The organism is Myxococcus sp. CA005, assembly GCF_006518205.1.
Taxonomy (GTDB): Bacteria; Myxococcota; Myxococcia; order Myxococcales; family Myxococcaceae; genus Myxococcus; species Myxococcus xanthus.
On the sequence record NZ_SRLV01000123.1, the window covers coordinates 1 to 19,509 of the forward strand.

At 69.8% G+C, this 19,509-nt stretch carries 18 protein-coding genes and 2 pseudogenes; 14 read left to right on the forward strand and 6 right to left on the reverse strand.

Features of this window, described 5'->3' with window-relative positions:
* The 3 genes and pseudogenes from FMQ63_RS33940 to FMQ63_RS33950 all read right to left on the reverse strand — a co-directional run.
* Positions 1-291 (reverse strand): annotated as a pseudogene (locus FMQ63_RS33940) (energy transducer TonB); the annotation flags it as partial.
* Between the two features lie 3 nt (positions 292-294).
* The gene (gene tolR / locus FMQ63_RS33945; protein WP_020480666.1) at positions 295-762 is read right to left on the reverse strand and encodes a protein TolR; all 468 of its coding nucleotides are present in this window, start codon (positions 760-762) and stop codon (positions 295-297) included.
* Between the two features lie 12 nt (positions 763-774).
* Entirely contained in the window at positions 775-1,485 is a 711-nt protein-coding gene (locus tag FMQ63_RS33950) for a MotA/TolQ/ExbB proton channel family protein (RefSeq protein WP_011555704.1), read from the reverse strand.
* 245 nt (positions 1,486-1,730) lie between these two features.
* Here FMQ63_RS33950 and FMQ63_RS33955 point away from each other — a divergent pair, with 245 nt between their 5' ends.
* On the forward strand, positions 1,731-2,681 hold the full coding sequence (locus FMQ63_RS33955) for a hypothetical protein (RefSeq protein WP_225909473.1): 951 nt from the start codon (positions 1,731-1,733) through the stop codon (positions 2,679-2,681).
* Between the two features lie 115 nt (positions 2,682-2,796).
* Positions 2,797-3,612 (forward strand): glutamate racemase, encoded by an 816-nt coding sequence (murI, locus tag FMQ63_RS33960; protein ID WP_011555702.1) that lies wholly within the window; start codon positions 2,797-2,799, stop codon positions 3,610-3,612.
* Positions 3,613-3,682: 70 nt separating this feature from the next.
* On the opposite strand, the gene carF is transcribed toward murI, so the two are convergent.
* A complete protein-coding gene (gene carF, locus FMQ63_RS33965; RefSeq protein WP_011555701.1) occupies positions 3,683-4,528 on the reverse strand; it encodes a plasmanylethanolamine desaturase in 846 nt (281 codons plus the stop codon).
* Between the two features lie 226 nt (positions 4,529-4,754).
* On the opposite strand from carF, the gene FMQ63_RS33970 reads away from it, so the two are divergent.
* The 10 genes from FMQ63_RS33970 (at position 4,755) to FMQ63_RS34015 (ending at position 15,886) form a co-directional block, all read left to right on the forward strand.
* Positions 4,755-5,321 carry a hypothetical protein gene (locus tag FMQ63_RS33970; protein WP_026113788.1) on the forward strand — a complete coding sequence of 189 codons (567 nt, stop codon included), beginning with the start codon at positions 4,755-4,757 and terminating at the stop codon, positions 5,319-5,321.
* Between the two features lie 161 nt (positions 5,322-5,482).
* A complete protein-coding gene (gene ftsE, locus FMQ63_RS33975) occupies positions 5,483-6,175 on the forward strand; it encodes a cell division ATP-binding protein FtsE (protein WP_011555699.1) in 693 nt (230 codons plus the stop codon).
* Positions 6,172-7,074, forward strand: a complete 903-nt coding sequence (locus tag FMQ63_RS33980; RefSeq protein WP_011555698.1) for an ABC transporter permease — start codon at positions 6,172-6,174, stop codon at positions 7,072-7,074. The genes ftsE and FMQ63_RS33980 overlap by 4 nt, the downstream gene beginning before the upstream one ends.
* The gene (locus tag FMQ63_RS33985) at positions 7,071-8,201 is read left to right on the forward strand and encodes a murein hydrolase activator EnvC (protein ID WP_171452373.1); all 1,131 of its coding nucleotides are present in this window, start codon (positions 7,071-7,073) and stop codon (positions 8,199-8,201) included. Before FMQ63_RS33980 ends, FMQ63_RS33985 begins: the two co-directional genes overlap by 4 nt.
* A gap of 69 nt (positions 8,202-8,270) precedes the next feature.
* Entirely contained in the window at positions 8,271-9,131 is an 861-nt protein-coding gene (locus FMQ63_RS33990) for an alpha/beta fold hydrolase (RefSeq protein ID WP_011555696.1), read from the forward strand.
* Positions 9,132-9,188: 57 nt separating this feature from the next.
* Positions 9,189-10,565, forward strand: a complete 1,377-nt coding sequence (locus tag FMQ63_RS33995) for a S41 family peptidase (protein WP_011555695.1) — start codon at positions 9,189-9,191, stop codon at positions 10,563-10,565.
* 69 nt (positions 10,566-10,634) lie between these two features.
* Positions 10,635-12,461 (forward strand): PEGA domain-containing protein, encoded by a 1,827-nt coding sequence (locus FMQ63_RS34000; protein WP_011555694.1) that lies wholly within the window; start codon positions 10,635-10,637, stop codon positions 12,459-12,461.
* A gap of 35 nt (positions 12,462-12,496) precedes the next feature.
* Positions 12,497-12,817, forward strand: a complete 321-nt coding sequence (locus FMQ63_RS34005) for a hypothetical protein (RefSeq protein WP_228556542.1) — start codon at positions 12,497-12,499, stop codon at positions 12,815-12,817.
* Between the two features lie 239 nt (positions 12,818-13,056).
* Positions 13,057-14,037 carry a D-alanine--D-alanine ligase gene (locus FMQ63_RS34010; RefSeq protein WP_011555692.1) on the forward strand — a complete coding sequence of 327 codons (981 nt, stop codon included), beginning with the start codon at positions 13,057-13,059 and terminating at the stop codon, positions 14,035-14,037.
* 325 nt (positions 14,038-14,362) lie between these two features.
* On the forward strand, positions 14,363-15,886 hold the full coding sequence (locus FMQ63_RS34015) for a cellulose synthase family protein (protein ID WP_011555691.1): 1,524 nt from the start codon (positions 14,363-14,365) through the stop codon (positions 15,884-15,886).
* A gap of 68 nt (positions 15,887-15,954) precedes the next feature.
* Here the strand turns inward: FMQ63_RS34015 and FMQ63_RS34020 are convergent, their stop codons facing one another.
* Positions 15,955-16,497, reverse strand: coding sequence for a hypothetical protein (locus FMQ63_RS34020; RefSeq protein ID WP_043611567.1), 543 nt, complete (start codon positions 16,495-16,497; stop codon positions 15,955-15,957).
* An 83-nt stretch (positions 16,498-16,580) separates the two neighbouring features.
* Between FMQ63_RS34020 and FMQ63_RS34025 the strand changes: the two genes are divergently transcribed.
* Positions 16,581-17,618 carry a PEGA domain-containing protein gene (locus FMQ63_RS34025; protein WP_011555689.1) on the forward strand — a complete coding sequence of 346 codons (1,038 nt, stop codon included), beginning with the start codon at positions 16,581-16,583 and terminating at the stop codon, positions 17,616-17,618.
* 51 nt (positions 17,619-17,669) lie between these two features.
* Here the strand turns inward: FMQ63_RS34025 and FMQ63_RS34030 are convergent, their stop codons facing one another.
* Positions 17,670-18,266: a hypothetical protein gene (locus tag FMQ63_RS34030; protein WP_011555688.1), complete on the reverse strand. Its 597-nt coding sequence runs from the start codon at positions 18,264-18,266 to the stop codon at positions 17,670-17,672.
* Between the two features lie 53 nt (positions 18,267-18,319).
* Between FMQ63_RS34030 and FMQ63_RS34035 the strand changes: the two are divergent.
* Positions 18,320-19,509, forward strand: a pseudogene (locus FMQ63_RS34035) (aminopeptidase); the annotation flags it as partial.

Genomic DNA, 19,509 nt, shown 5'->3' on the forward strand with positions numbered 1-19,509 from the left:
CTCCGGGGGCGGGGCCTCCGGAGCGGGCTTGGGCGCGTCCACCTTCTTGGGCGGCGGTGGCAACTGCTCCTTGCGCGGCAGCAGCTTGGAGTCGCGCGGCTTGCCCAGGCGCACCAGCGTGGCGCGAATGGGCTTGGTGTCCAGGTCCACCTTGGGCGTGGCGGAGAAGCGCGCGTACGCAATCGCCGCCACCAGCACCAGGATGTGCCCCACGACGGACACCACCACGAAGCGCGACATCCGCGTGGAGCGCGTGACGAGCAGGCTGTGGCTTACCGCGGAGGGCGTCATGGGCTAGCGCTTCGCTTCCTTCGACTTGCCTTTGCCGGTGTTGGACGTCCGACCCGCGGTCGACGGGTCCGTGATCATGCCCACGTTGCCAATGCCCGCGCGCTGGGCCGCGGCCATGACCTCCACCACCACCCCGTACGGCACGTCCCGGTCCGCGTGGAGATAGACTTCCTTGTCGGCCTGCGCCTTGGCGTTGGCGGCGAGCTTCTGCTCCAGCTCCTCCAGCGCCACTTCCGCGTCACCGATGTAGACCTTGCGCCCCGCGTCGATGGAGAGGACCAGTTTCTTCTCCGTGGCCTCCACCGGCGCGGCCTTGGTCTCCGGCAGGTTCACCTTCACGCCCTGCTGGATGAGGGGCGCCGTCACCATGAAGATGATGAGCAGCACCAACATCACGTCCACCATGGGCGTGACGTTGATTTCGCTCATGGTGGTGCGGCCACCGCCGCGGTTGCCTCCGCCCATTCCCATGGTGGCCCCCGGCTACCGGAAGAAGTGACGCTTGATGATGTTGAGGAAGTCCGCGGAGAAGTTCGACATCTCCGTGTCGAACACCTTGATGCGGCTGACGAACGAGTTGTAGGCGACCACCGCCGGAATCGCCGCGAACAGGCCCGCGGCGGTGGCGAAGAGCGCGTTGCCCACCGGCGCGGCCACCGTGGCCAGCGTCGCGTTGCCCTGCTCGGCAATCTGATTGAACGCGCTCAGGATGCCGATGACGGTGCCGAACAGGCCCACGAAGGGCGACGCCGCGCCCACGGTGCCCAGGAAGGACACCCGGTTCTCCAGCTCGGTGATTTGCGCCGTGGAGGCCCGGTGGAGCGCGCGCTCCACGTTCTCGATGCCGCCCAGCCGCTCGGCCAGCGCGCCTTCGGTGCCGCCCTCCTTGGCTTGCGCCAGCTTGGTCAGCTCTTCATAGCCGGCGCAGAAGACCTTCGACAGCGGCGAGCCGTCGAGCTTCTGGGCCGTCTGGTAGATGGCCTCCAGGCGCGAGGCCTTCCAGAAGGTGTCGAGGAAGGTGAGAGACTGTGCGCGAGCCTTGGCGAGCTGGGACGCCTTCATGGCGATGAGGGCCCAGGAGGCCACGGATACGCCCATCAGGAGCAGTAGGACTGCCAGCTCGATGAGGGAGGCGTCGCGGATGATCTCCACGTAGTTCATGGCGCCAAGCGCCAGGGGCAGGTGGGGCGTCATGGGGAGCAGCGCGTAACACTCCGATAAGACAGGGTCAAACAATGGGGAAACGGTTGCTTGCTTGAGCTGGATTGCCCAGGGCGGTGAATAATTCCCGCCGCCGCCCGTCGGATGGGGCAGAAGCGGGCCGAACACCTCACTGCCCCACCGACAGGTGCCCCATGAACTCCCGGTTGCTGGTCGCATTCCTCTGCTTGTTTGCGATCCTCCCTGGCTGTGTCGTCCATGAAGAGCCGTGCTGCGATGTGCCCCGCTACGAGGGGGACGTGACCTTCCGCTGGAGCTTCGGTGGTCAGCGCTGCGACGATGTCCGCGCGGTCCAGGGCGTCAACGTCGTCATCCCCGGCGAGGTGCTGGCCAACGACGGCCGCTACAACTGCCAGGCGAACGGCTTCGACGGCATCGTCCTCCACCGATTCGCGCCGGGGACCTACTCGTTCCGCCTGGAAGGCGTCGGCTACGGCAATGAGTTGCTGTACGAGACCCATGGAACCTTCACCGTGGACGGCAACGTGACGGTGAACGTGGACCTGACCCCGACGGGCGCTCCGCCGTCCTTCGCCTACCTGAGCTGGCTCTTCCCGCCGAACAGCTACAGCCCCAGCCCCAACTGCAACCAGGCGGGGATCACCCACGTCGAGGCGAGCGTGGATGGCGGTGACTGGGCGCGCTTCGAGTGCTGGGAAGGGCACGCCGCCAACCAGATTCGCACGCCGTACCTGGACCCGGGCTACCACGGGTTGGAGCTCGTCGCCGTCGATAGGAATGGCCTGCCTTGGTACTACTTCGGGGGCGACATCCTCACCCAGTTGGGGCAGCCGACCTCCCACACCGGGTCGATGTGGGCCATTGGCGGGGCCTCTGTCCGGTGGGAGCTGCGCTCGCGTTACGGGAACCGCCAGACCTGCTACGAGGCCGGCCTGCAGCGCGTGGGCATCAACTTCCGAGACATCCACACCGGCGAACTGGTGTACGGCGACGTCGGTGACTGGCACGACTGCGTCGATGGCCCGAATGAAAGCTCGGTGGTGGTGTACCAGTTCCTGCGGCCCGGCCGTTACGTGGTGGAGATGTACGCCAGCGCTCGCGACGGTCGCGAGTACTTCTCGCCGAACAACTCGCCCGTCATCGACGTGGTCGCCCACCAGTTCCCGGGCCCGAACTCCTCGCTGCCGGTGTACCTCATCGAGGACTGAGCGCGGCAGGTCGGCTAGGCAGTGAGGGGAGGGCCGGGATGATGCATCCCGGCCCTTCGTGCGTTCAGCGGGGCTGACGCTGGCGCTGGCATCAAACGTGATAGGGACACGCTCCATGCGGCAAGGCAGCCACAGTCCCATTGGTGTCTTCGATTCAGGCGTCGGCGGGCTCACCGTCCTCAAGGCCCTCATGGCCCGGCTCCCCCACGAGAGCACGGTGTATCTGGGGGACACCGCGCGGGTGCCCTACGGCACCAAGTCCGGCGAGGTGGTGACGCGCTACTCGCTGAAGAACGCGGAGTTTCTCCTGGAGCGCGGCATCAAGCTGCTGGTGGTGGCGTGCAACACCGCTTCGGCCGTGGCGCTGCCCGCGCTGGAGGCGGCGCTGCCAGTGCCGGTGGTGGGCGTCATCCTCCCCGGCGCGCGGGCGGCGTTGGCGCGCACGCAGGGGGGCGGGGTGGGTATCATCGGCACACCCGGCACCATCCGCTCGGGGGCCTACCAGCGTGCCCTTGAGTCCGCGGACCCGCGGGTGCGGGCGAAGGCCCGCGCCTGTCCGCTCTTCGTGCCGCTGGCGGAAGAGGGGTGGACCACAGGCGACGTGCCCCTGCTGGTGGCGCGCGACTACCTGGCCGAGTTCACCCGCGACGGCGTGGACACCCTGGTGCTGGGCTGCACGCACTACCCGCTGCTCAAGGGCGTCATCGCGGAGGTGGTGGGGCCCCAGGTGGCGCTGGTGGACTCGGCGGAGGCCACCGCGGACGCCGTGGCCGCGCTGCTGTCGGAGCGGGATGGACTGGCGCCGGCGTCGCGAGGCACGCCGGAGCACGCGTACTACGTCACCGACGTGCCGGAGCGCTTCATGGAGGTGGGGGCCCGTTTCCTGGGCCGGCCCATCACCGCGGCGGAGCAGGTGGACCTGACCTTCTGACGGGGGCGCGCCGCGGACGCACGAACGCCCGCCGCGGCAGGCCGGGCGGGCGTTCTGGTACGGCGGAGGACTACGGGCGCGTGGAGGCGGGCTTCTCCTGCACGGTGGCCTGGGTGAGCAGCTCCTTGGCCGCCTGGACCACCGGGGCCTCGCTGCCACCCGCGGCGACCACCAGCGCGCGCGCCGCCTCCGCGCCGATGTCGTCCTGGCGCGGCAGCAGGCCCGTGGCCCAGGTGATGAGCCGCTCGGCGGTGGGGAAGAAGTGGACCATCGTCAGCGGCTTGTTCATCCAGCCCACGGTGATGCAGTAGTACTTGTTGTACGGCTTGGTGTGGTGAATGCGGTGGTGGTCGGGGGGCAGGATGAGGTGCACGCGCTGGAGGAAGCCGACGAGCGCGGGCGGCGAGTCCATGTGCGACCACTTGTGGAACTGGTTGGTCGCCATCACCCAGAAAATCATCGCGCCGAGAAAGGACGCGCAGAACACCCAGCCCGGGCCGCTCATGGGCAGGCACAGGGCGATGATGGCCACCGGCAGGGAGATGAGGCAGTTGTTGCCGTTGGTCTCCACGAAGTCGTGGCGGGTGATGGCCTTCTCGTCCACGTGGTGCTCGCGGAAGGGGCGGATGAGCGCCTTGCCCAGCACCGGCATCTCCGTGGAGCCCCACGTGTCGCCCATCCAGTGGACGAAGCCGGAGACGAAGTCCGCGGCGAGGTAGCCCAGCAGCACCGCGCTGAGCAGCAGCCACGTGCCAGCATAGGGGGTGCCCCACAGCCGGTACACCAGCGCCACCTCCAGTGAGACGAAGGAGACGATGGCGGCAATCTCCATCGCGCGGATGGCGGGCGAGTACCCCTGGGCCAGCACCTGGGCGTCTTGCTGGCGCACCTTCTTTTCAATCTCTTGGGTCTTCATCCGGGCGTCCTCGCCGTTGGTGGGGGTGTCGAGAACCCCGTCCGTCAGCCTGTACGTATCCCAGCCGCTTTCAGCTTTTCAACGGAACTGCCGGGCAATCGCCGTGGCCTGCACGGTTGGTGGGCCAGGGAGTCACTCGTGTGCGTGTGGCACCACGAAGGATGCGAGCAGGTCACGCTTACCTTGTGTCGTGCGGATGCGGCTGCTACGGTCCGCGACTTCGGCGATGACGAAAACCTTCGAAAAAGCCGTCACCGGCTTCAATCACAACATCAAGCACAAGGGGAAGGTCTACCACGTCCAGACTGAGGACTCGGGCGTCAACAACCCCCACATCATCACCCACCTGTTCGTGGGCGGGAACATCCTCGCGTCGAAGAAGACGTCCTACGCGGACATCCTCAACGCGGAGAACCTCGCGGAGGTCGTGCGTGAGTTGATGGAGGAGCAGCACAAGGAGATGCTGCGCAACCTCATCAACGGGGTGTACGACAGCTACGAGTCCACCGCGCGCAGCTACCAGCCCGGTCAGCTCGCGGCGGACACAGACCCGGCGCAGGTGAAGCTGCAGCCCGGCCAGTCCATGGTGCAGCGGCCGCCTCCGCCTCCTCCTCCCGTGGCAGTCCCCGCGCCTGTGGTGGTTCCTCCGGAGGTCGCCGCGGCGCGCGCCCTCAAGGAGAAGCCGAAGATCAACGAGATTGGCGTGGAGACGCTCTTCGGCGAGGACCTCATCTCCGAGAAGAGCCTCGACGAGGTCATCCTCAGTTACCTGGCGGGTGAGGGCGAGCAGTAGCCGCCCACGCGGTCTTCCGGATGTGGGCGCCTGGCGTGCCCGTCCGGACATGTCTCCAGGGCTTCGTACGGCCTGGGCGAGTGGGCAGGAGTCCCTCTCGCGGGGCGTGCGTGGGGGATGCCGTCCGGGCGTGGTAGGTTGGCGGCCTTCCGCTCGCCGCCATGATTCAGTTCTTCCACGTATACAAGGCGTATCCCGGCGACCCACCGGTGTTGTCGGACATCAACCTCAACGTGGAGAAGGGCGAGTTCGTGTTCCTCACGGGCCCTTCGGGCGCGGGGAAGACGACGCTGCTGAAGCTCATCTTCTGCGCGGAGAAGGCCACCAAGGGGCAGATTCTCGTGGGCGGCCGCAACATCGCCCGCATCCGTGAGTCCGCGGTGCCGTACCTGCGGCGCAATATCGGGGTGGTGTTCCAGGACTTCAAGCTGCTGCCGCACCGGACGGTGGAGGACAACGTGTCCTTCACGCTGGACGTGCTGGGTGTGCCCCGCGCGGAGGCGCGCGAGAAGGTGCGGCGCATGCTCAAGCTGGTGGGGCTGGAGCACAAGGCGGGCTCGTTCCCGCTGCGCTTGTCGGGTGGAGAGCAGCAGCGCGTCGTCATCGCGCGGGCGCTCGTCAATGACCCCACCATCCTCCTGGCGGACGAGCCCACCGGCAACCTGGACCCGGCGCTCACCGTCGAAATCATGGACCTGCTCACGCAGGTCAACGTGCGCGGCACCACGGTAATGGTGGCCACGCACGACGCGACGCTGCTGTCGCGTTACCAGAAGCGCACCGTGCGCCTGGAGCGCGGGCAGATTGTGTCCGACGAGGACGGCGTCAAGGCGGCGCGCCGGATGGTGGTATGAGCGCGCTGTCGAAGGTGACGTACTTCTGCCGCTCGGCGGCGGTGGGGCTGAAGCATTCGCCCTTCGTGCACTTCATCGCGGTGACGACCATCGCCATCGCCTTGTTCTCCGCGGGCATGGCCCGGGGCGCGGCGCGGGTGCTGGACAACCTCCTGGCGTCGCTCGGCGGCGAGGTGGAGGTGACGGTGTATCTGTCGCCGGAGCTGGACGCGGACGAGGTCCACGGGGTGCGTGCCCTCGTGCTGGCGCTCAGCGGCGGTGAGGTGACGCTGGTGTCGCCGGACGCCGCGCTCTCACGGCTGCGCACGGAGCTGGGCGACCTGGGCGAGGCGCTGGCGGAACTGCCAGAGAACCCGCTGCCGGTGTCGCTGGAGCTGCGCGTGCCGCCGGAGCGGCGCAACCCGGACGCGCTCCTGGCGTTGGCGAAGGCGCTGCGAGCGGCGCCTGGCGTGGCCGGCGTGGACTATGGCGAGGCGGCGGTGCAGCGGCTGTCCGCCATCGCCCGGGCGCTGCGCTTCGGTTCGCTGGTGGCCTTCGCGGTGGTGCTGGGCGCCACCGTGGTCATCGTGGCGGCGACGCTGCAGTTGGCCATCTATTCGCGGCGCGGCGAGATTGAAATCCAGAAGCTGGTGGGCGCCACGGACCGCTTCGTCAAGGCGCCCTTCCTGCTGGAGGGACTGCTCCAGGGCGTGTTGGGCGCGGCGGTGGCGCTCTTCGGGCTCTGGGCCTTCGGCCGGGTGCTCGGGCCCACGTTGGGCGCGCTCTTCGCCTTTCTGTTGGGGCCCGGCGTCGCGGCGCCGTGGGTGGAGCCCCGGCTGGCGCTGGAGCTGCTGTGCGCTGGCTGCGGCCTGGGACTGGGCGGCAGCTTCGTCGCCGTGGGGCGCTTCCTCCGCGTATGAGCCGGCGCCTCCTCCTCCTGGCACTGGGGCTGTGGGCCTCGACGGCGACGGCGGCTCAGGCGACGGCGGCCGAGGAGGCCGAACAGGCCGCGGTGCGTGAGCGGCTGAGCGCGCAGCGCGCGACGCTGGCGCTGGTGGAGGCGAAGAAGCTCTCCGTGCTGGAGGGCGTGGAGCTGATGCAGGAGATGGCCGCCTTCTCCCGCCGGCGCGTGCGCTCGCTGGAAGGGGACCTGGCGGTGTTCCGCCGGCGCGTGCTGCTGGCGGAGCGCGAGCAGGCCGTGCTGGCCGAGGCGCTGAAGCTGCAACTGCGCCGGCTGTCTCCGCGCCTGCGCACGTTGTACCGCCTGATGCGCCGCCGCCCGCTGGAGGTGCTGCTGTCGGCCGAGGACTTCGCCGCGCTGGTGTGGCGCGCCCGGGCGCTGGAGGCCAGCATGTCCGGCGACCTGGAGCTGCTGCGCACCGTGCAGCGTGTTGCGCGGCTGCAGCGTCAGGCGACGCGCGAGCTGGAGCGGCTCCAGGCGTCCCTCGCCGCGCGCATGGCCTTCCTCCAGGAGCAGGAGCGGCTCGCCCGCATGCAGCAGGAAGGGCTGGAGGAGGTGGTAGGCACGCTCGCGGGCGAGGCGGAGCTGGCCCGGCGCGCGGTGCGCGAGCTGGAGCAGGCCGACGCGGAGCTGACGCGCATGGTGCAGGACCTGAAGGAGCTGCCCGCGACGAGTGGCTTCGGCGCGCTTCGAGGCAGGCTCCCCCGGCCCGTGTCAGGCATCGTCGAGGTGGGCTTCGGCAAGGTCGTCAACCCGCGCTTCAACACTGTCACCGTCCAGAAGGGCCTGGACATCCGCGCCGCCGCGGGCACGCCGGTGCGGGCCGTGGCCGAGGGCACCGTCGCCTACGCCGGCGCCCTCCGCGGCTACGGCAACCTGCTCATCCTGGACCACGGCGACGGCTACCACACCCTCATGGCTCACCTGTCCTCCATTACCCCCGAGCTGGGCGGCGTGGTGCTCCCCGGAGATGTGGTGGGCGAGGTGGGGGACACTGGCTCCCTCAAGGGGGCCTACCTGTACTTCGAGGTGCGCAAAGGCGGGCAGGCGGTCGACCCCGCCCTGTGGCTGGTTCCCGGGTCCTGACGCGTTGCAGCAAGTTCGCGGACGCGTTGTTATTGTCGTGGGACCCTTCTGCGAGGAGCAGGCGAGCGCATGGACCTGATGGGCGGAATGCAAAAGGCGCTGCGGCACATGCTGGTGGCGCGTGGTGTCGAGTCCACGACAGTGCAGGTCGGTGCCCAGACGGTGCACCACTACGCGTTGACGGGGCAGGGCAAGGGGCCACCCGTGGTGCTGGTGCACGGGCTGGGCGGCTCAGCGAACGGCTTTGGACGCACGCTCTTCGGGATGGCGAAGCGCTTCTCGCGCGTGTACGCCCCGGACCTGCCGGGACACGGATTCTCCGTGGAGTACTGCGGCGGCGAGGTCTGCGTGCGCAACCAGTTCGACGTGCTGCGCGCCTATGTGGAAGAGGTGGTGAAGGCGCCGGCCTTCGTGGTGGGCAACTCGCTGGGGGGCGCCATGGCGGTGAACCTGGCAGCGGAGTACCCCGAATGGGTCCGCGCGCTGGCGCTGGTGGCTCCCGCGGGTGCGCAGTTGCCGGAGGCGGAGAACACCGCGCTGCTCAACTCGTTCGTCGTGAAGTCCCCCGCGGAGGCGCGTGCCTTCACGCGGCGGTTGTTCCACCGTCCGCCCCTGCCCGCGCTGCTGTTCGCCTACGAGCTGCGGCACTTCTACGACACACCCACCGTGCGGGCGCTGACCGCGGAGGCGCTGGCCACGCGCGCCTGCCTGGAGCCGGAGCAGGTGCGCAACCTGGCCATGCCGCTGCTGTTCCTGTGGGGCGGCAGTGAGCGGCTGCTACCGTCGGAGACGCTGAAGTGGTACCGCGCCCACCTGCCTGCCCATGCGCAGGTGCGCGTGGTGGATGGCTTCGGGCACGTGCCGCAATTGGAGCGTCCGGACGAGCTGGTGTCGCACCTGGTGCGTTTCGCCGACTCGGCGGAGCTGTGAGGGCCGGGTAGACTGGTACGAGCCTTCCGGGGCCGCCCCGGGAAAGGACGTACCGACGTGACGGGTTCCTCCCAGCCATGGCGCGCGGCGCTGACCGCCTTCTTCCTCCTGAGTGCTCCGTGGGCGCATGCCGCGGAGCCGCTCAGGAAGGACGCGGGGACGGCGGGCCGCGCGGAGCAGGCCGAGCGCGATGACGCCACGTACCGGCAGCTGGAGGTGTTCGCGCGGGTGCTCTCCTACGTGGAGAACAACTACGTGGAGTCGCCGGACCGCCAGCGGCTCATGTACGGGGCCATCCAGGGCATGTTGGAGACGTTGGATCCGCACACGGTGTTCCTCCCGCCCGACGTGTACCGGGAGATGAAAATCGACACCTCGGGCGAGTGGGGCGGCCTGGGCATCGAAATCGCGCGCAAGGGCGAGCGCATTGTCGTGGTGGCGCCCATCGACGACACGCCCGCGGCGCGCGCGGGCATCAAGGCCGGCGATGAGCTGGTCGGCATCGACGGTGAGCGGACCGAGGGCATGGATGTGGGGCGTGCGCTGCAGAAGATGCGCGGCCCGGCCGGCGGGCGCGTGCTGCTGACCATCATGCGCGAGGGCTTCAGCGCGCCGCGCGAAATCGCCATCATCCGGGACCACATCCGCATCGTGTCCGTGGAGGGCGCGCTGCATGGTGGCATCGGCCATGTGAAGGTGAAGAACTTCCAGGACCGCACCGACCTGTACCTCCGCAAGGAGCTGGACCGGCTGCGCGCGCTCAACGGTGGCAAGGAGCTGCGCGGGCTGGTGCTGGACTTGCGCAACAACCCGGGCGGGCTGCTGGACCAGGCGGTGGCGGTGAGCGACCGGTTCCTGCCGGGCAACCTGCCCATCGTCTCCACGCGGGGGCGGGATGGCCGAAGCGCCACCGTGGAGCGCAGCAAGGACCGCGACACGGAGAAGGACTACCCCGTCGTAGTGCTGGTCAACGCGGGCAGCGCCTCCGCGTCCGAAATCGTGGCGGGCGCGCTCCAGGACCATGGCCGCGCGACCATCCTGGGCGCGCCCACCTTCGGCAAGGGCAGTGTCCAGACGGTCATCGAGTTGGAGGATGGCTCCGGGCTGAAGCTGACCATCGCGCGCTACTACACGCCCAAGGGCCGCAGCATCCAGGAGCGCGGCATCACCCCGGACTTCCTCGTCCCCGACGAGCCAGGAGGCAAGGTGCCGCGCGACGTGGTGCGGGAGAAGGACTTGCGGCGCCACTTCCGCGCCGAGCCGACGGCGGCGACCGAGCCGGCCGCGCCGGAGCCTCGAGGGCTGCCGGAGAATCTCAAGCCCTGGGACGTCACCGCGAAACTGGAAGACTATCCCTTGAGGGTCGCCCTGGACTATCTCCACGGAATGGCATCCGCTCCCGCGCGCACTCCATCCCGGGCAGCGGGTCGTTGAGGACTCCTTCTCACTTGCATTTCGCCGTGCAGTCCGTTTGATGCGCAACGGGCAAAAGGTGAACGAGAGATGCGACCTTCGAATGTGCGAGCGGTTCACGCCGCGTTGAGTGGATGGCTGGTGGGACTGCTGGCCGTGGGACCCGCGGCGGCGCAGACGCCGGTGTCCTCGCGGCTGGTACCCCGGGCCTTGAGCGCGGCGACGGCGGACGCGCCGGCCGATGCGGCATCGGTCACCGTGGTGGCCATTGCGTTGGACGCGGAGGCCCGTGGCGACGCGGCCCGGCTGGCGCGCGAGGCGGAGCTGGCGGTGACGCGCTCGGGGCGGCTGAAGCTGGTGCGCCTGTCGGACGCGCTGGACGCGGACGGGCAACGCGAGCGCCAGGCCCGTGAGGCCGAGGCCGCCGAGGCGATGAAGGCGGGCCAACGCGCCTACGACGAGCTCGACACCGAGAAGGCGCTCGAGCACTTCGACAAGGCGGTGCGCGGTTACGAGGGCGCCGACCTCTCCCAGCGCTTCACCGAGCTGAGCCGCGCGCGGGTGATGAAGGCCGCATCGCAGGTGGCCAACGGTGAGAACACCGCCGCGCAGTTGGAGATTCGCACCGCGCTGGCGCTGAACCCGGAGGCGCGCTTCTCGCCCAACTTCTTCCCACCGGAGGAGATGACCTTCGTGGAGAAGGAGCGCAAGGCGGTGCTCACCGGCACCAAGTCCAGCCTGCGCGTGAGTACCGAGCCGGTACCGGCCCAGGTGTTCGTGGACGGCCAGTTCCGGGGCATCTCGCCGGTGGACGTCGCCGACCTCACGGCCGCGGACCACTACGTGACGGTGGTGGCGCCGGGCTACGCGCTGACGCAGCGCCGGGAGCGCGACGGCGAGGTCAGCCTGACGTTGGCCCCCGTGGCGGCGCAGAAGGGCCTGCAGACGTTCACCGAGCAGGCGGCGCGCAAGCCGGAGAGCCCGGAGCGCGACGCGGCCCTGCGTGAGCTGGGAACGCTCGCGGGCGTGTCCCAGGTGCTGGCGCTCCTGGTGCGCGGTGGCGCAGGGACCGCGCCGCTGGAGGTGACAGCCCTGCGCCTGGACGTGTCGGATGGCCACAACCAGGCCTTCGCGCTGGGAACGGTGCCGCGCGGGGAGGGGCTGGTGGATGGTTCGCAGGCGCTGCTGGCGCAGTTGGTGTCGGCGGATGCGCCGCGCCAGGGCGGAAAGCCGGTGACGCACTTCGCGGGTGGCGTCAGCAACACGCGCCGCACCGTGGGCTACGTGCTGATGGCCACCGGCGTGGCGCTGCTGGCCGGCGGCGTCTACTTCGGCATGGAGGCCTCCGCGAAGTCGGATGACTTCAAGCGCGCGGCGCAGAACAGCAGCCGCGCCCAGGACCTCAAGAGCACGGGCAAGTCGTACGCGCTGGTGGCCGACGTCGGCATCCTCCTGGGCCTCGCGTCGGCGGGCGCGGGCGGCTACCTGGCCTTCGCCAACGGCGGCGGCGGTGGTTCGAAGTCGACCTCCCGCGCGAGCCGCCCCGCGCCGTCGCCCGTCCCCGCGGCCGCGCCGCAGGACACGCCTCCCGCACCGAAGGAGGCCCCCGCCGCGGAGAAGGAGCCGTTGCCCATGCCTCCGCCCCCCGCGCAGACGGCGCCTGCCTCGAAGCAGAAGGAGCCCAGCACGTCCAACAAGCGCGCGCAGGAGGACGAGGCGCGCCAGCGCGAGGAAGAGCTCCGCAAGCGCCGTGAAGAGGTGGAGCGCCAGCGCAAGGAGCTGGAGGAGCGGCGCAAGCAGGAGGAGGCCGCGGCGCAGCGCGAGCAGGAAGAGCGGCGTCGGCAGGAGGAGCGGCGGCGAGAGGAAGAGAAGAAGAAGCGGCCCGCACTCGACGATGACGATCTCCGGAACTACTAGCCATGCGCCGTCCCTTGCGAAACCTCGTTGCTTTCATGGCCCTGAGCACCGGGCTGTCCGCGTGCAGCCTCCTCGTCGACTTCGACGAGGAAGGGCAGCCCTGCGATGAGCTCAACCAGTGTCTGGAGGGCTACACCTGCGTCGACAACGCGTGTGCCCCCGACGACGGCGCGCCGTCCGATGGCGGCTCCGATGCGGGCACCGATGGTGGCCTGAACACCGACGGTGGCCTGACCACGGATTCGGGAACCCTTGACCCGGACGCGGGCTCGGAAGAGCTGGACGCCGGGCTCCCGGACGACGCGGGCACCACCGAACCGGGGCCCGTCCTGGAGCCGGAGTTCCCGGCCAGCTGACCTGCCTCACCCGAGGTCCGCGGCTCGCGGCGTGGAGACGGAGCGGCGCCTGACGCGGGCCGCCCGCTCCGTGGCGCCCCGGCCACGCCGCGGCCCGGAGGACACGCCTGCTCTTCGCGCACGGCGTGGCTGAAGTCCCTCACCCGAGGCGGTTTCCGAGGGAGACCGTCCCGCTCCGCCCACCGCCGCGTGGCTGGCATCATCCATGCTCTGTGCTCCGCCCAGGAGGCAACATCGACATGGGCAAGCGCGTGGGAGTGCTGATGGGCGGGTGGGGCGAGGAGCGGGAGATTTCGCTCAAGACGGGAGAGGCCGTGGTGGCGGCGCTCGAGTCCCGGGGCCATCAGGTGACCCGCATCTTCGCGGGGCCGGGCCTGGACCGGGCACTTCGCGCGGCCGAACTGGACGTGGCCTTCGTCGCGCTCCACGGGCGCATGGGCGAGGACGGCCGGGTGCAGGGCCTGCTGGAGTTGCTGGAGCTGCCGTACACGGGCTCGGGCGTGCTGGCGTCGGCGCTGGCCATGAACAAGCCCTTCGCCAAGCGGTTCTTCCGCCTGCACAACCTGGCCACACCCCATGGCTACACGGTGGCGCGCGAGGACGCGTGGCGCGCCCTGGCCCTGCACGGCGACCTGGGCTTCCCGTGCGTGGTGAAGCCCGCGTGCGGCGGCTCGTCGATGGGGCTTGCCTTGGTACGTGAACCGGAGGCGCTTGCGTTCGCGGTGGCGCAGGCCAGCCGGTTCGGCGGCGAGGCCCTGGTGGAGCGCTACGTGGCGGGCCGGGAAGTCACGGTGGGCATCCTCGGAGGCCAGGTGCTGGGCAGCTGCGAGGTGGCCACGCCGCGCGAGGGCTTCGACTTCGACGCCAAGTACAAGGGCGGAGCCGCGTACTTCTGCCCACCCCGGCTGTCTCCCACCCGCGTGGCCAACGTGGAGGCCCTGGCACTGGCGGCCTACCGCGCGCTGGGCTGCCGCGGGCAGGCGCGGGTGGACCTGATGTGCTCGGACACGGAGAACGACGTGGTGCTGGAGGTGAACACGCTGCCGGGCTTCACCCCCACCAGCCTGCTGCCGAAAATCGCCGCCAGGGCCGGGTTGGACTTCGCCGCGCTGACGGAGCGCATCCTGGCGCTGGCCACCCGTGACGAAGCCGGTGTCCTGGAGGCTCCCGCCGTGGAGACTCCGCCGGACCTGGGCGTGCCTCGCCGCGCGGTGAGCTGACCCCTCAGGTCGGTCAACCCCTGGCGTTGTTTCAACCCCGGCGCCAGGGACACAAGCTGGGTGTCATAGGAGTGACGCAGGGTGTCAGCGCCCCGTGAACGGAACGTTCAAATCCGGGGAATAGTTTGACACGGCCTTGAACGCATTCCTATTGTCCGGCGCCGATCACTCCCCGAAGGTCAAAACCTTGTCTTTTCGGGTACATACGATGTGGGGGCTTGGATGACCCATCTCGCGCCGGTCCGCGCGAGACGGAATCAGCCGGGCCACTCCGCACGGAAGGACCGCAGGCCCTCTGGGCTGTGGCAGGGGTTGAGCGTCACCGATGACCACCGTCGAGATCATCTTCCTGGGCGTCTATTTCAGTCTCTTGTGCGTGCTGGGAGTCTACGGCTCGCACAGGTACCGGATGGCGTTCCTGTACTACCGGCACAAGTTCAAGCTGCCGACGCCGAAGGGCGCGCTGGAGTCGCTGCCCAAGGTCACCATCCAGCTCCCCATCTTCAATGAGATGTACGTGGTGGAGCGCCTGGTGGAGTCGGTGTGCCGCATCGACTATCCGCGCGACCTGCTCGAAATCCAGGTCCTCGACGACTCGACGGATGAGACGTGTGGCATCGCCCGGGCGTGCGTGGAGCGTCAGCGCCAGAAGGGGCATGACATCGTCTACATCCACCGCGTCAACCGCCAGGGCTTCAAGGCGGGGGCGCTGGAGAACGGCCTGAAGCTGGCGAAGGGCCAGTTCGTGGCCGTGTTCGACGCGGACTTCGTGCCCAGCCCCGACTTCCTGATGCGCACCGTGCCGTTCTTCTCGGACGACAAGGTGGGCATGGTGCAGGTGCGCTGGGGCCACCTGAACCGTGAGTTCTCGCTGTTGACGCAGGCCCAGAGCATCTTCCTGGATGGGCACTTCATCATCGAGCACACCGCGCGCAACCGCGCGGGCTGCTTCTTCAACTTCAACGGCACCGCCGGCATCTGGCGCCGTGACACGATTTCCGACGCGGGCGGCTGGCAGCACGACACGCTCACCGAGGACCTGGACCTGAGCTACCGCGCCCAGTTGAAGGGCTGGCAGTTCGTGTTCCTGCCCGAGGTCATCTCCCCGGCCGAGGTGCCGGTGGACATGAACGCCTTCAAGAGCCAGCAGCACCGCTGGGCCAAGGGCTCCATCCAGACGGCGAAGAAGCTGCTGCCCACCATTCTCAAGAGCGACCTGCCGCTGGTGGTGAAGCGCGAGGCGTTCTTCCACCTCACCAACAACATGGCGTACCTGTTGATGGTGCTGCTGTCGGTGCTGATGCCCATCAGCATGGTGGTGCGCTTCCAGCACGGCCTCTACGGCACGCTGTTCCTGGACCTGCCCTTCTTCCTCACGGCCACCGCCAGCGTCTGCTTCTTCTACGTGGCGGCGCAGCGTGAGCGCGGCGCGAAGGGGTGGGAGCGGGTGAAGTACCTGCCGTTCCTCATGAGCCTGGGCATCGGCATGGCCATCAGCAACGCCAAGGCGGTGGCCGAGGCGCTGCTCAACCAGCAGTCGGGCTTCGCGCGCACGCCGAAGACGGGCGCCGAGGGCAAGAAGGCCGTCACCGTCAAGAAGGCGTACCGGGGCAGCAAGTCGCTGCTACCGCTGGTGGAGCTGCTGTTCGCCGCGTACTTCACCGGCGCGCTGTGGTTCGCCATCGACGCGCGCATCTACACGTCGGTGCCCTTCATCGTCCTGTTCCTGGCGGGCTTCCTGTACGTGGGCAGCTCCAGCCTCCTGCAGGGACTGTCCGGCCGGATGAAGCTGGTGGAGTCCACCCCCGCGGTGGACGCCGCCGACGAGCAGCCCCGCCGCGCGGCCTGAGCGGCATCCTTCCTTCGGGAAGGCCGGGGGTGAGGCTGGCACCGCGCCGCCTCACCCCTTTCGCGTTTCTAGGTGCCGGCGTCCGGCGAAGTGCCCGCGTCCGGCGGGCCCCGCAGCAGCACCTGCTCCAGCCGCACGCTGGGGGCGCCCGACGGAGCCGTGCGGCAGTCCTCGTCGATGGAGGTGCTGGCCGCCGAGCGCAGCGTCAGGCCCGCGTCCGTGCACCGCACCACCTCTGTCGGAAAGGTGACGGGGCAGGGCGTCCCCGCGCCGGAGAAGCCGGTGGCACGCGTTTCGCCCACGAAGCCCGCGGGGGTGCGCCGCAGGACGATGGACGGCGAGCCCGCGTCCGGGGCGTCCACCGCTGCCGAGTCATGTGCGCGGACGACGGCGAGTGAGAGTGTGCTGCCGTCATCGTCGCCGTAGTACCGGAAGGCTGGATTCCCCGCGTGGTGGTACTCGCCGCCCTGGTTCTGCTCACAGCTGGCGGGAATCTTCACCGCGGGTGGAGGGGGCGGCACGGGCTCCGTCCGGGGCGGCGCCTTCGCGGAGCACGCGGTGAGGGAGAGGACACTGAGGTGGAGGGCCAGTGTGGGCAGGGCGCGGTGCATGGGGTGCGGATACTCTCCCAATCCGCAAGGCCCTGGGACTCTGTTTGATTCCCTTGGGATGACTCTCTAACCTTCGGTTCGTCATGAGCCTCCACCGCATCGTCGTCTTCGCCCTGGTGACTGTCCTGGCCGCCCCTTCGGCCGCGCTCGCGCAGGATGACTTCCTGGCGCCGCTCACCGCGCCGTCGAAGCCCAAGACGGGCAAGCCCAAGGTGGTCAAGAAGAAGCCCGCCAAGAAGCCCGCGCGCGCGAAGGCGCCCCCGAAGGGAAGCAAGAAGCCCGCGGCCGAGGACGACCTGCTGCTGGCGCCGTTGACGCCCGTGAAGACGGAGGTGCTCGTCCGGATGACGGGCAACGTGCGCGGCGCGAAGCTGTTCGTGGATGGGAAGGAGTTCGGCGTCCTCTCCTCGGCCGCCGTGCCGGTGGAGGTCCGTCCGGGCGAGCACCACCTGGTGGTGCGCCGGCAGGGTTACGCCGACTTCACGCGGCGCATCGACGTGAAGTCGGGCACGCAGGCGGAGGTGCTGGTGTCCATGGACGCCACCATGGGCTTCGCCACGCTGACGGCGGACGTGGCGGACGCGGTGGTGATGGTGGACGGGCAGCAGGTGGGCGCCGTGCCGCAGGCCAACGTGTTGCTGCGCCCGGGTTCGCGTGAGATTGAGTTCCGGGCCCCGGGCTTCAAGCCGGACGTGCACAACATCACCGTGTTCGCGGGCCGGACGTACGAGGTGACGGGCAACCTGCGGCCCCTGCTGGACACGTCCGTGGCCACCGCCGACGTGCCGAAGAACCCGGTGTTGGAGCCGTCCTCGAAGCTGGACCCCGACGACGAGACGGCCCCGGGCCTGTCGTTCGCAGGGGACCCGGAGACGCCCGAGGTGGAGGGCTCCAAGCCGTGGTACGGCCGCTGGTACGTGTGGGCTGGCATTGGCGCGGTGGTCGCCGCCGGCACGGTGGGCGCGGTGATGGCGACACAGGGTGGTGGCGCCAGCCCGCTGAGCCCCGATGATGTGTGCAGGCCCGCCAACTGTGACGCCGTGCTGGGTGGCATCCGCTCGGTGCGCGGTGGAGGTGTGCGGCTTCAGGCTCCTCCTCCCGCCGGCGCGATCCGCTTCTGAGGCGGTCGTGAATCGTCCCGCCCTCGACGTGGGCGGGACGGCGCCACGGTTCTACTGGTCGCGCAGGTCGTCGTTGTCGGCGCGGCTGCCCGGGGCGAGCAGCAGGTACACGTCGCTCACCCGTCCCACGCCCCAGGTGTCCAGCGCGGTCGCGCGGACCTGGAAGGGGGCGGAGTCGGGCAGCAGGTGGGTGATGTCCACTTCGCCCGCCTCGAAGTTGAAGGCGCGGCGGCCCACGCTGTCCACCTGCTCCCGGCCCATGTGGACCGCCTCGGTGAAGCCCACCGTGGCGCGCCGGGTCACCTGCCCACTGGCGTCCAGCACCTCCAGCAGCAGGAAGTTGTCCACGGCGATGCCGAGCGTGCCCTTCGCGTCGCCGTAGAGGCGGGCCCGGTGTCCGTCGAGGCTCAGCGTGGGCGTCTGGCCGGTGGCGACGACGCGCGGCGTGCGCTCGCCTTCGGTGGCGTCCACCTCGATGTCTTCGCGCAGCCTGGTCAGCGTGTGTGTCTCCCGGGCGGGCGTGTCCAGCAGGAGCCGAACGGCACGGGGCTCGGTCGAGGTGGAGGTGGGCGTAGCCGAGGCGGGCACCTGCCGCGCACAGGCCATCAGCCCCAGGGTGGCGGCCATGACGAGCGTTCGAGAATGCATGGGAGGTCCAGGGTAGATGAGCAGGGGTGCCCCGGGTCAATTAGCATGGCCGCATGCGGACCTTCCTCCATGGGTGCCTGCTGTGGTGTGTGCTCTCTGGGGCGCCAGCGTGGGGCAGTGCGCCCGCGGAACCCCTGGTTTCTCCCGAGGTGCAACTGTGCCTCCAGCACCTGAAGCCCGCCGAGCGTGAGCGGGCCGCGAAGGCGCTGGGGCCCTTGGAGGAGCTGCCGCTCTACCGCGTGCAACTGGAGGTGGACCCGGAGACCCGTGGGGTGAAGGGCCGGGTGCAGGTGGAGGTGCTGGCCCGGAAGCATCCGCTCACCGAGTTGTACCTGCGGCTGACGCCCAACGCGCAGGGCCGCCGGGTGACGCTGTCGGACGCGAAGCTGGGAGGCCGGCCCGTCAAACTGGAGCGGCCGGAGCCCACGCTGTACCGCCTGTCCCTGGAGTCCGAGCCCGTGCCGCCGGGCGCCGCTGCGGTGCTGGACGTCGCGGTGGAGGGCCTGGTGCCGCGCGCCGCCGCGCCCTCGGGCGGCGGTGCGGGAGGCCTCCTCGGCGGTTTGATGGGCGGTGGGGACGGGCGTCCCTCCGGCGGGGACCACGGGGCCTTCTCCGCCACGGCGGATTTCATCAGCCTGGTGGGCGTGGTGCCCCAGGTTCCGCCGGTGGGCGAGAACGGCCAGCCCTGGGATGGGCCGCAGGGGATTGGCGACCTGGGCCTCTATGAGCCGGCGCACGTGTTGGCCACCGTCACCGTGCCCACGGGCTGGGCGGTGCACGCCACGGGCGTGCCCATGGGCGAGGTCCCGGAGCGGGATGGGCGGGTGCGCTACGCCTTCGCCGCCGCGGCGGTGCGCGACTTTCCCCTCTTCGTGTCGCGGGGCTACGCCAGCTCCACCGCCACGGTGAATGGCGTCACGGTGGAGAGCCACTACGCCGCGGCGGACCAGGCCGCGGGCGAGCGCGTGTTGAAGTACGCCACGTCGATGCTGGCGGAGTTCGAGCGCCGTCTGGGGCCGCTGCCGTACACGCACTTCCGCGTGGTGCAGGCGCCGCTGTCGGGAGGCGCGGGCGGCATGGAGTTCCCGGGGCTGGTCACCATCGCGACGCAACTGTATCGCGGCGCGGCGGGGGCCTCCGAGATGCTGGGCGGTAGCATGCAGGGCATGGAGGACCTGGAGGCGATGCTGGGCATGCTGGGGCAGAGCGGGGGCGGGGGAGGGGTGCTGGGGCAGCTCAACGG

Bases quoted from the DNA above. Each gene is read 5' to 3' on its own strand.
- FMQ63_RS33950 (WP_011555704.1), bottom strand. From the start codon at position 1,485: ATGACGCCCCACCTGCCCCTGGCGCTTGGCGCCATGAACTACGTGGAG.
- murI (WP_011555702.1), top strand. From the start codon at position 2,797: ATGCGGCAAGGCAGCCACAGTCCCATTGGTGTCTTCGATTCAGGCGTC.
- FMQ63_RS33980 (WP_011555698.1), top strand. From the start codon at position 6,172: ATGAGCGCGCTGTCGAAGGTGACGTACTTCTGCCGCTCGGCGGCGGTG.
- tolR (WP_020480666.1), bottom strand. From the start codon at position 762: ATGGGAATGGGCGGAGGCAACCGCGGCGGTGGCCGCACCACCATGAGC.
- carF (WP_011555701.1), bottom strand. From the start codon at position 4,528: ATGAAGACCCAAGAGATTGAAAAGAAGGTGCGCCAGCAAGACGCCCAG.
- FMQ63_RS34030 (WP_011555688.1), bottom strand. From the start codon at position 18,266: ATGCATTCTCGAACGCTCGTCATGGCCGCCACCCTGGGGCTGATGGCC.
- FMQ63_RS33990 (WP_011555696.1), top strand. From the start codon at position 8,271: ATGGACCTGATGGGCGGAATGCAAAAGGCGCTGCGGCACATGCTGGTG.
- FMQ63_RS34020 (WP_043611567.1), bottom strand. From the start codon at position 16,497: ATGCACCGCGCCCTGCCCACACTGGCCCTCCACCTCAGTGTCCTCTCC.
- ftsE (WP_011555699.1), top strand. From the start codon at position 5,483: ATGATTCAGTTCTTCCACGTATACAAGGCGTATCCCGGCGACCCACCG.
- FMQ63_RS34005 (WP_228556542.1), top strand. From the start codon at position 12,497: ATGGCCCTGAGCACCGGGCTGTCCGCGTGCAGCCTCCTCGTCGACTTC.
- FMQ63_RS33985 (WP_171452373.1), top strand. From the start codon at position 7,071: ATGAGCCGGCGCCTCCTCCTCCTGGCACTGGGGCTGTGGGCCTCGACG.
- FMQ63_RS33970 (WP_026113788.1), top strand. From the start codon at position 4,755: ATGACGAAAACCTTCGAAAAAGCCGTCACCGGCTTCAATCACAACATC.
- FMQ63_RS34000 (WP_011555694.1), top strand. From the start codon at position 10,635: ATGCGACCTTCGAATGTGCGAGCGGTTCACGCCGCGTTGAGTGGATGG.
- FMQ63_RS34010 (WP_011555692.1), top strand. From the start codon at position 13,057: ATGGGCAAGCGCGTGGGAGTGCTGATGGGCGGGTGGGGCGAGGAGCGG.
- FMQ63_RS34015 (WP_011555691.1), top strand. From the start codon at position 14,363: ATGACCACCGTCGAGATCATCTTCCTGGGCGTCTATTTCAGTCTCTTG.
- FMQ63_RS34025 (WP_011555689.1), top strand. From the start codon at position 16,581: ATGAGCCTCCACCGCATCGTCGTCTTCGCCCTGGTGACTGTCCTGGCC.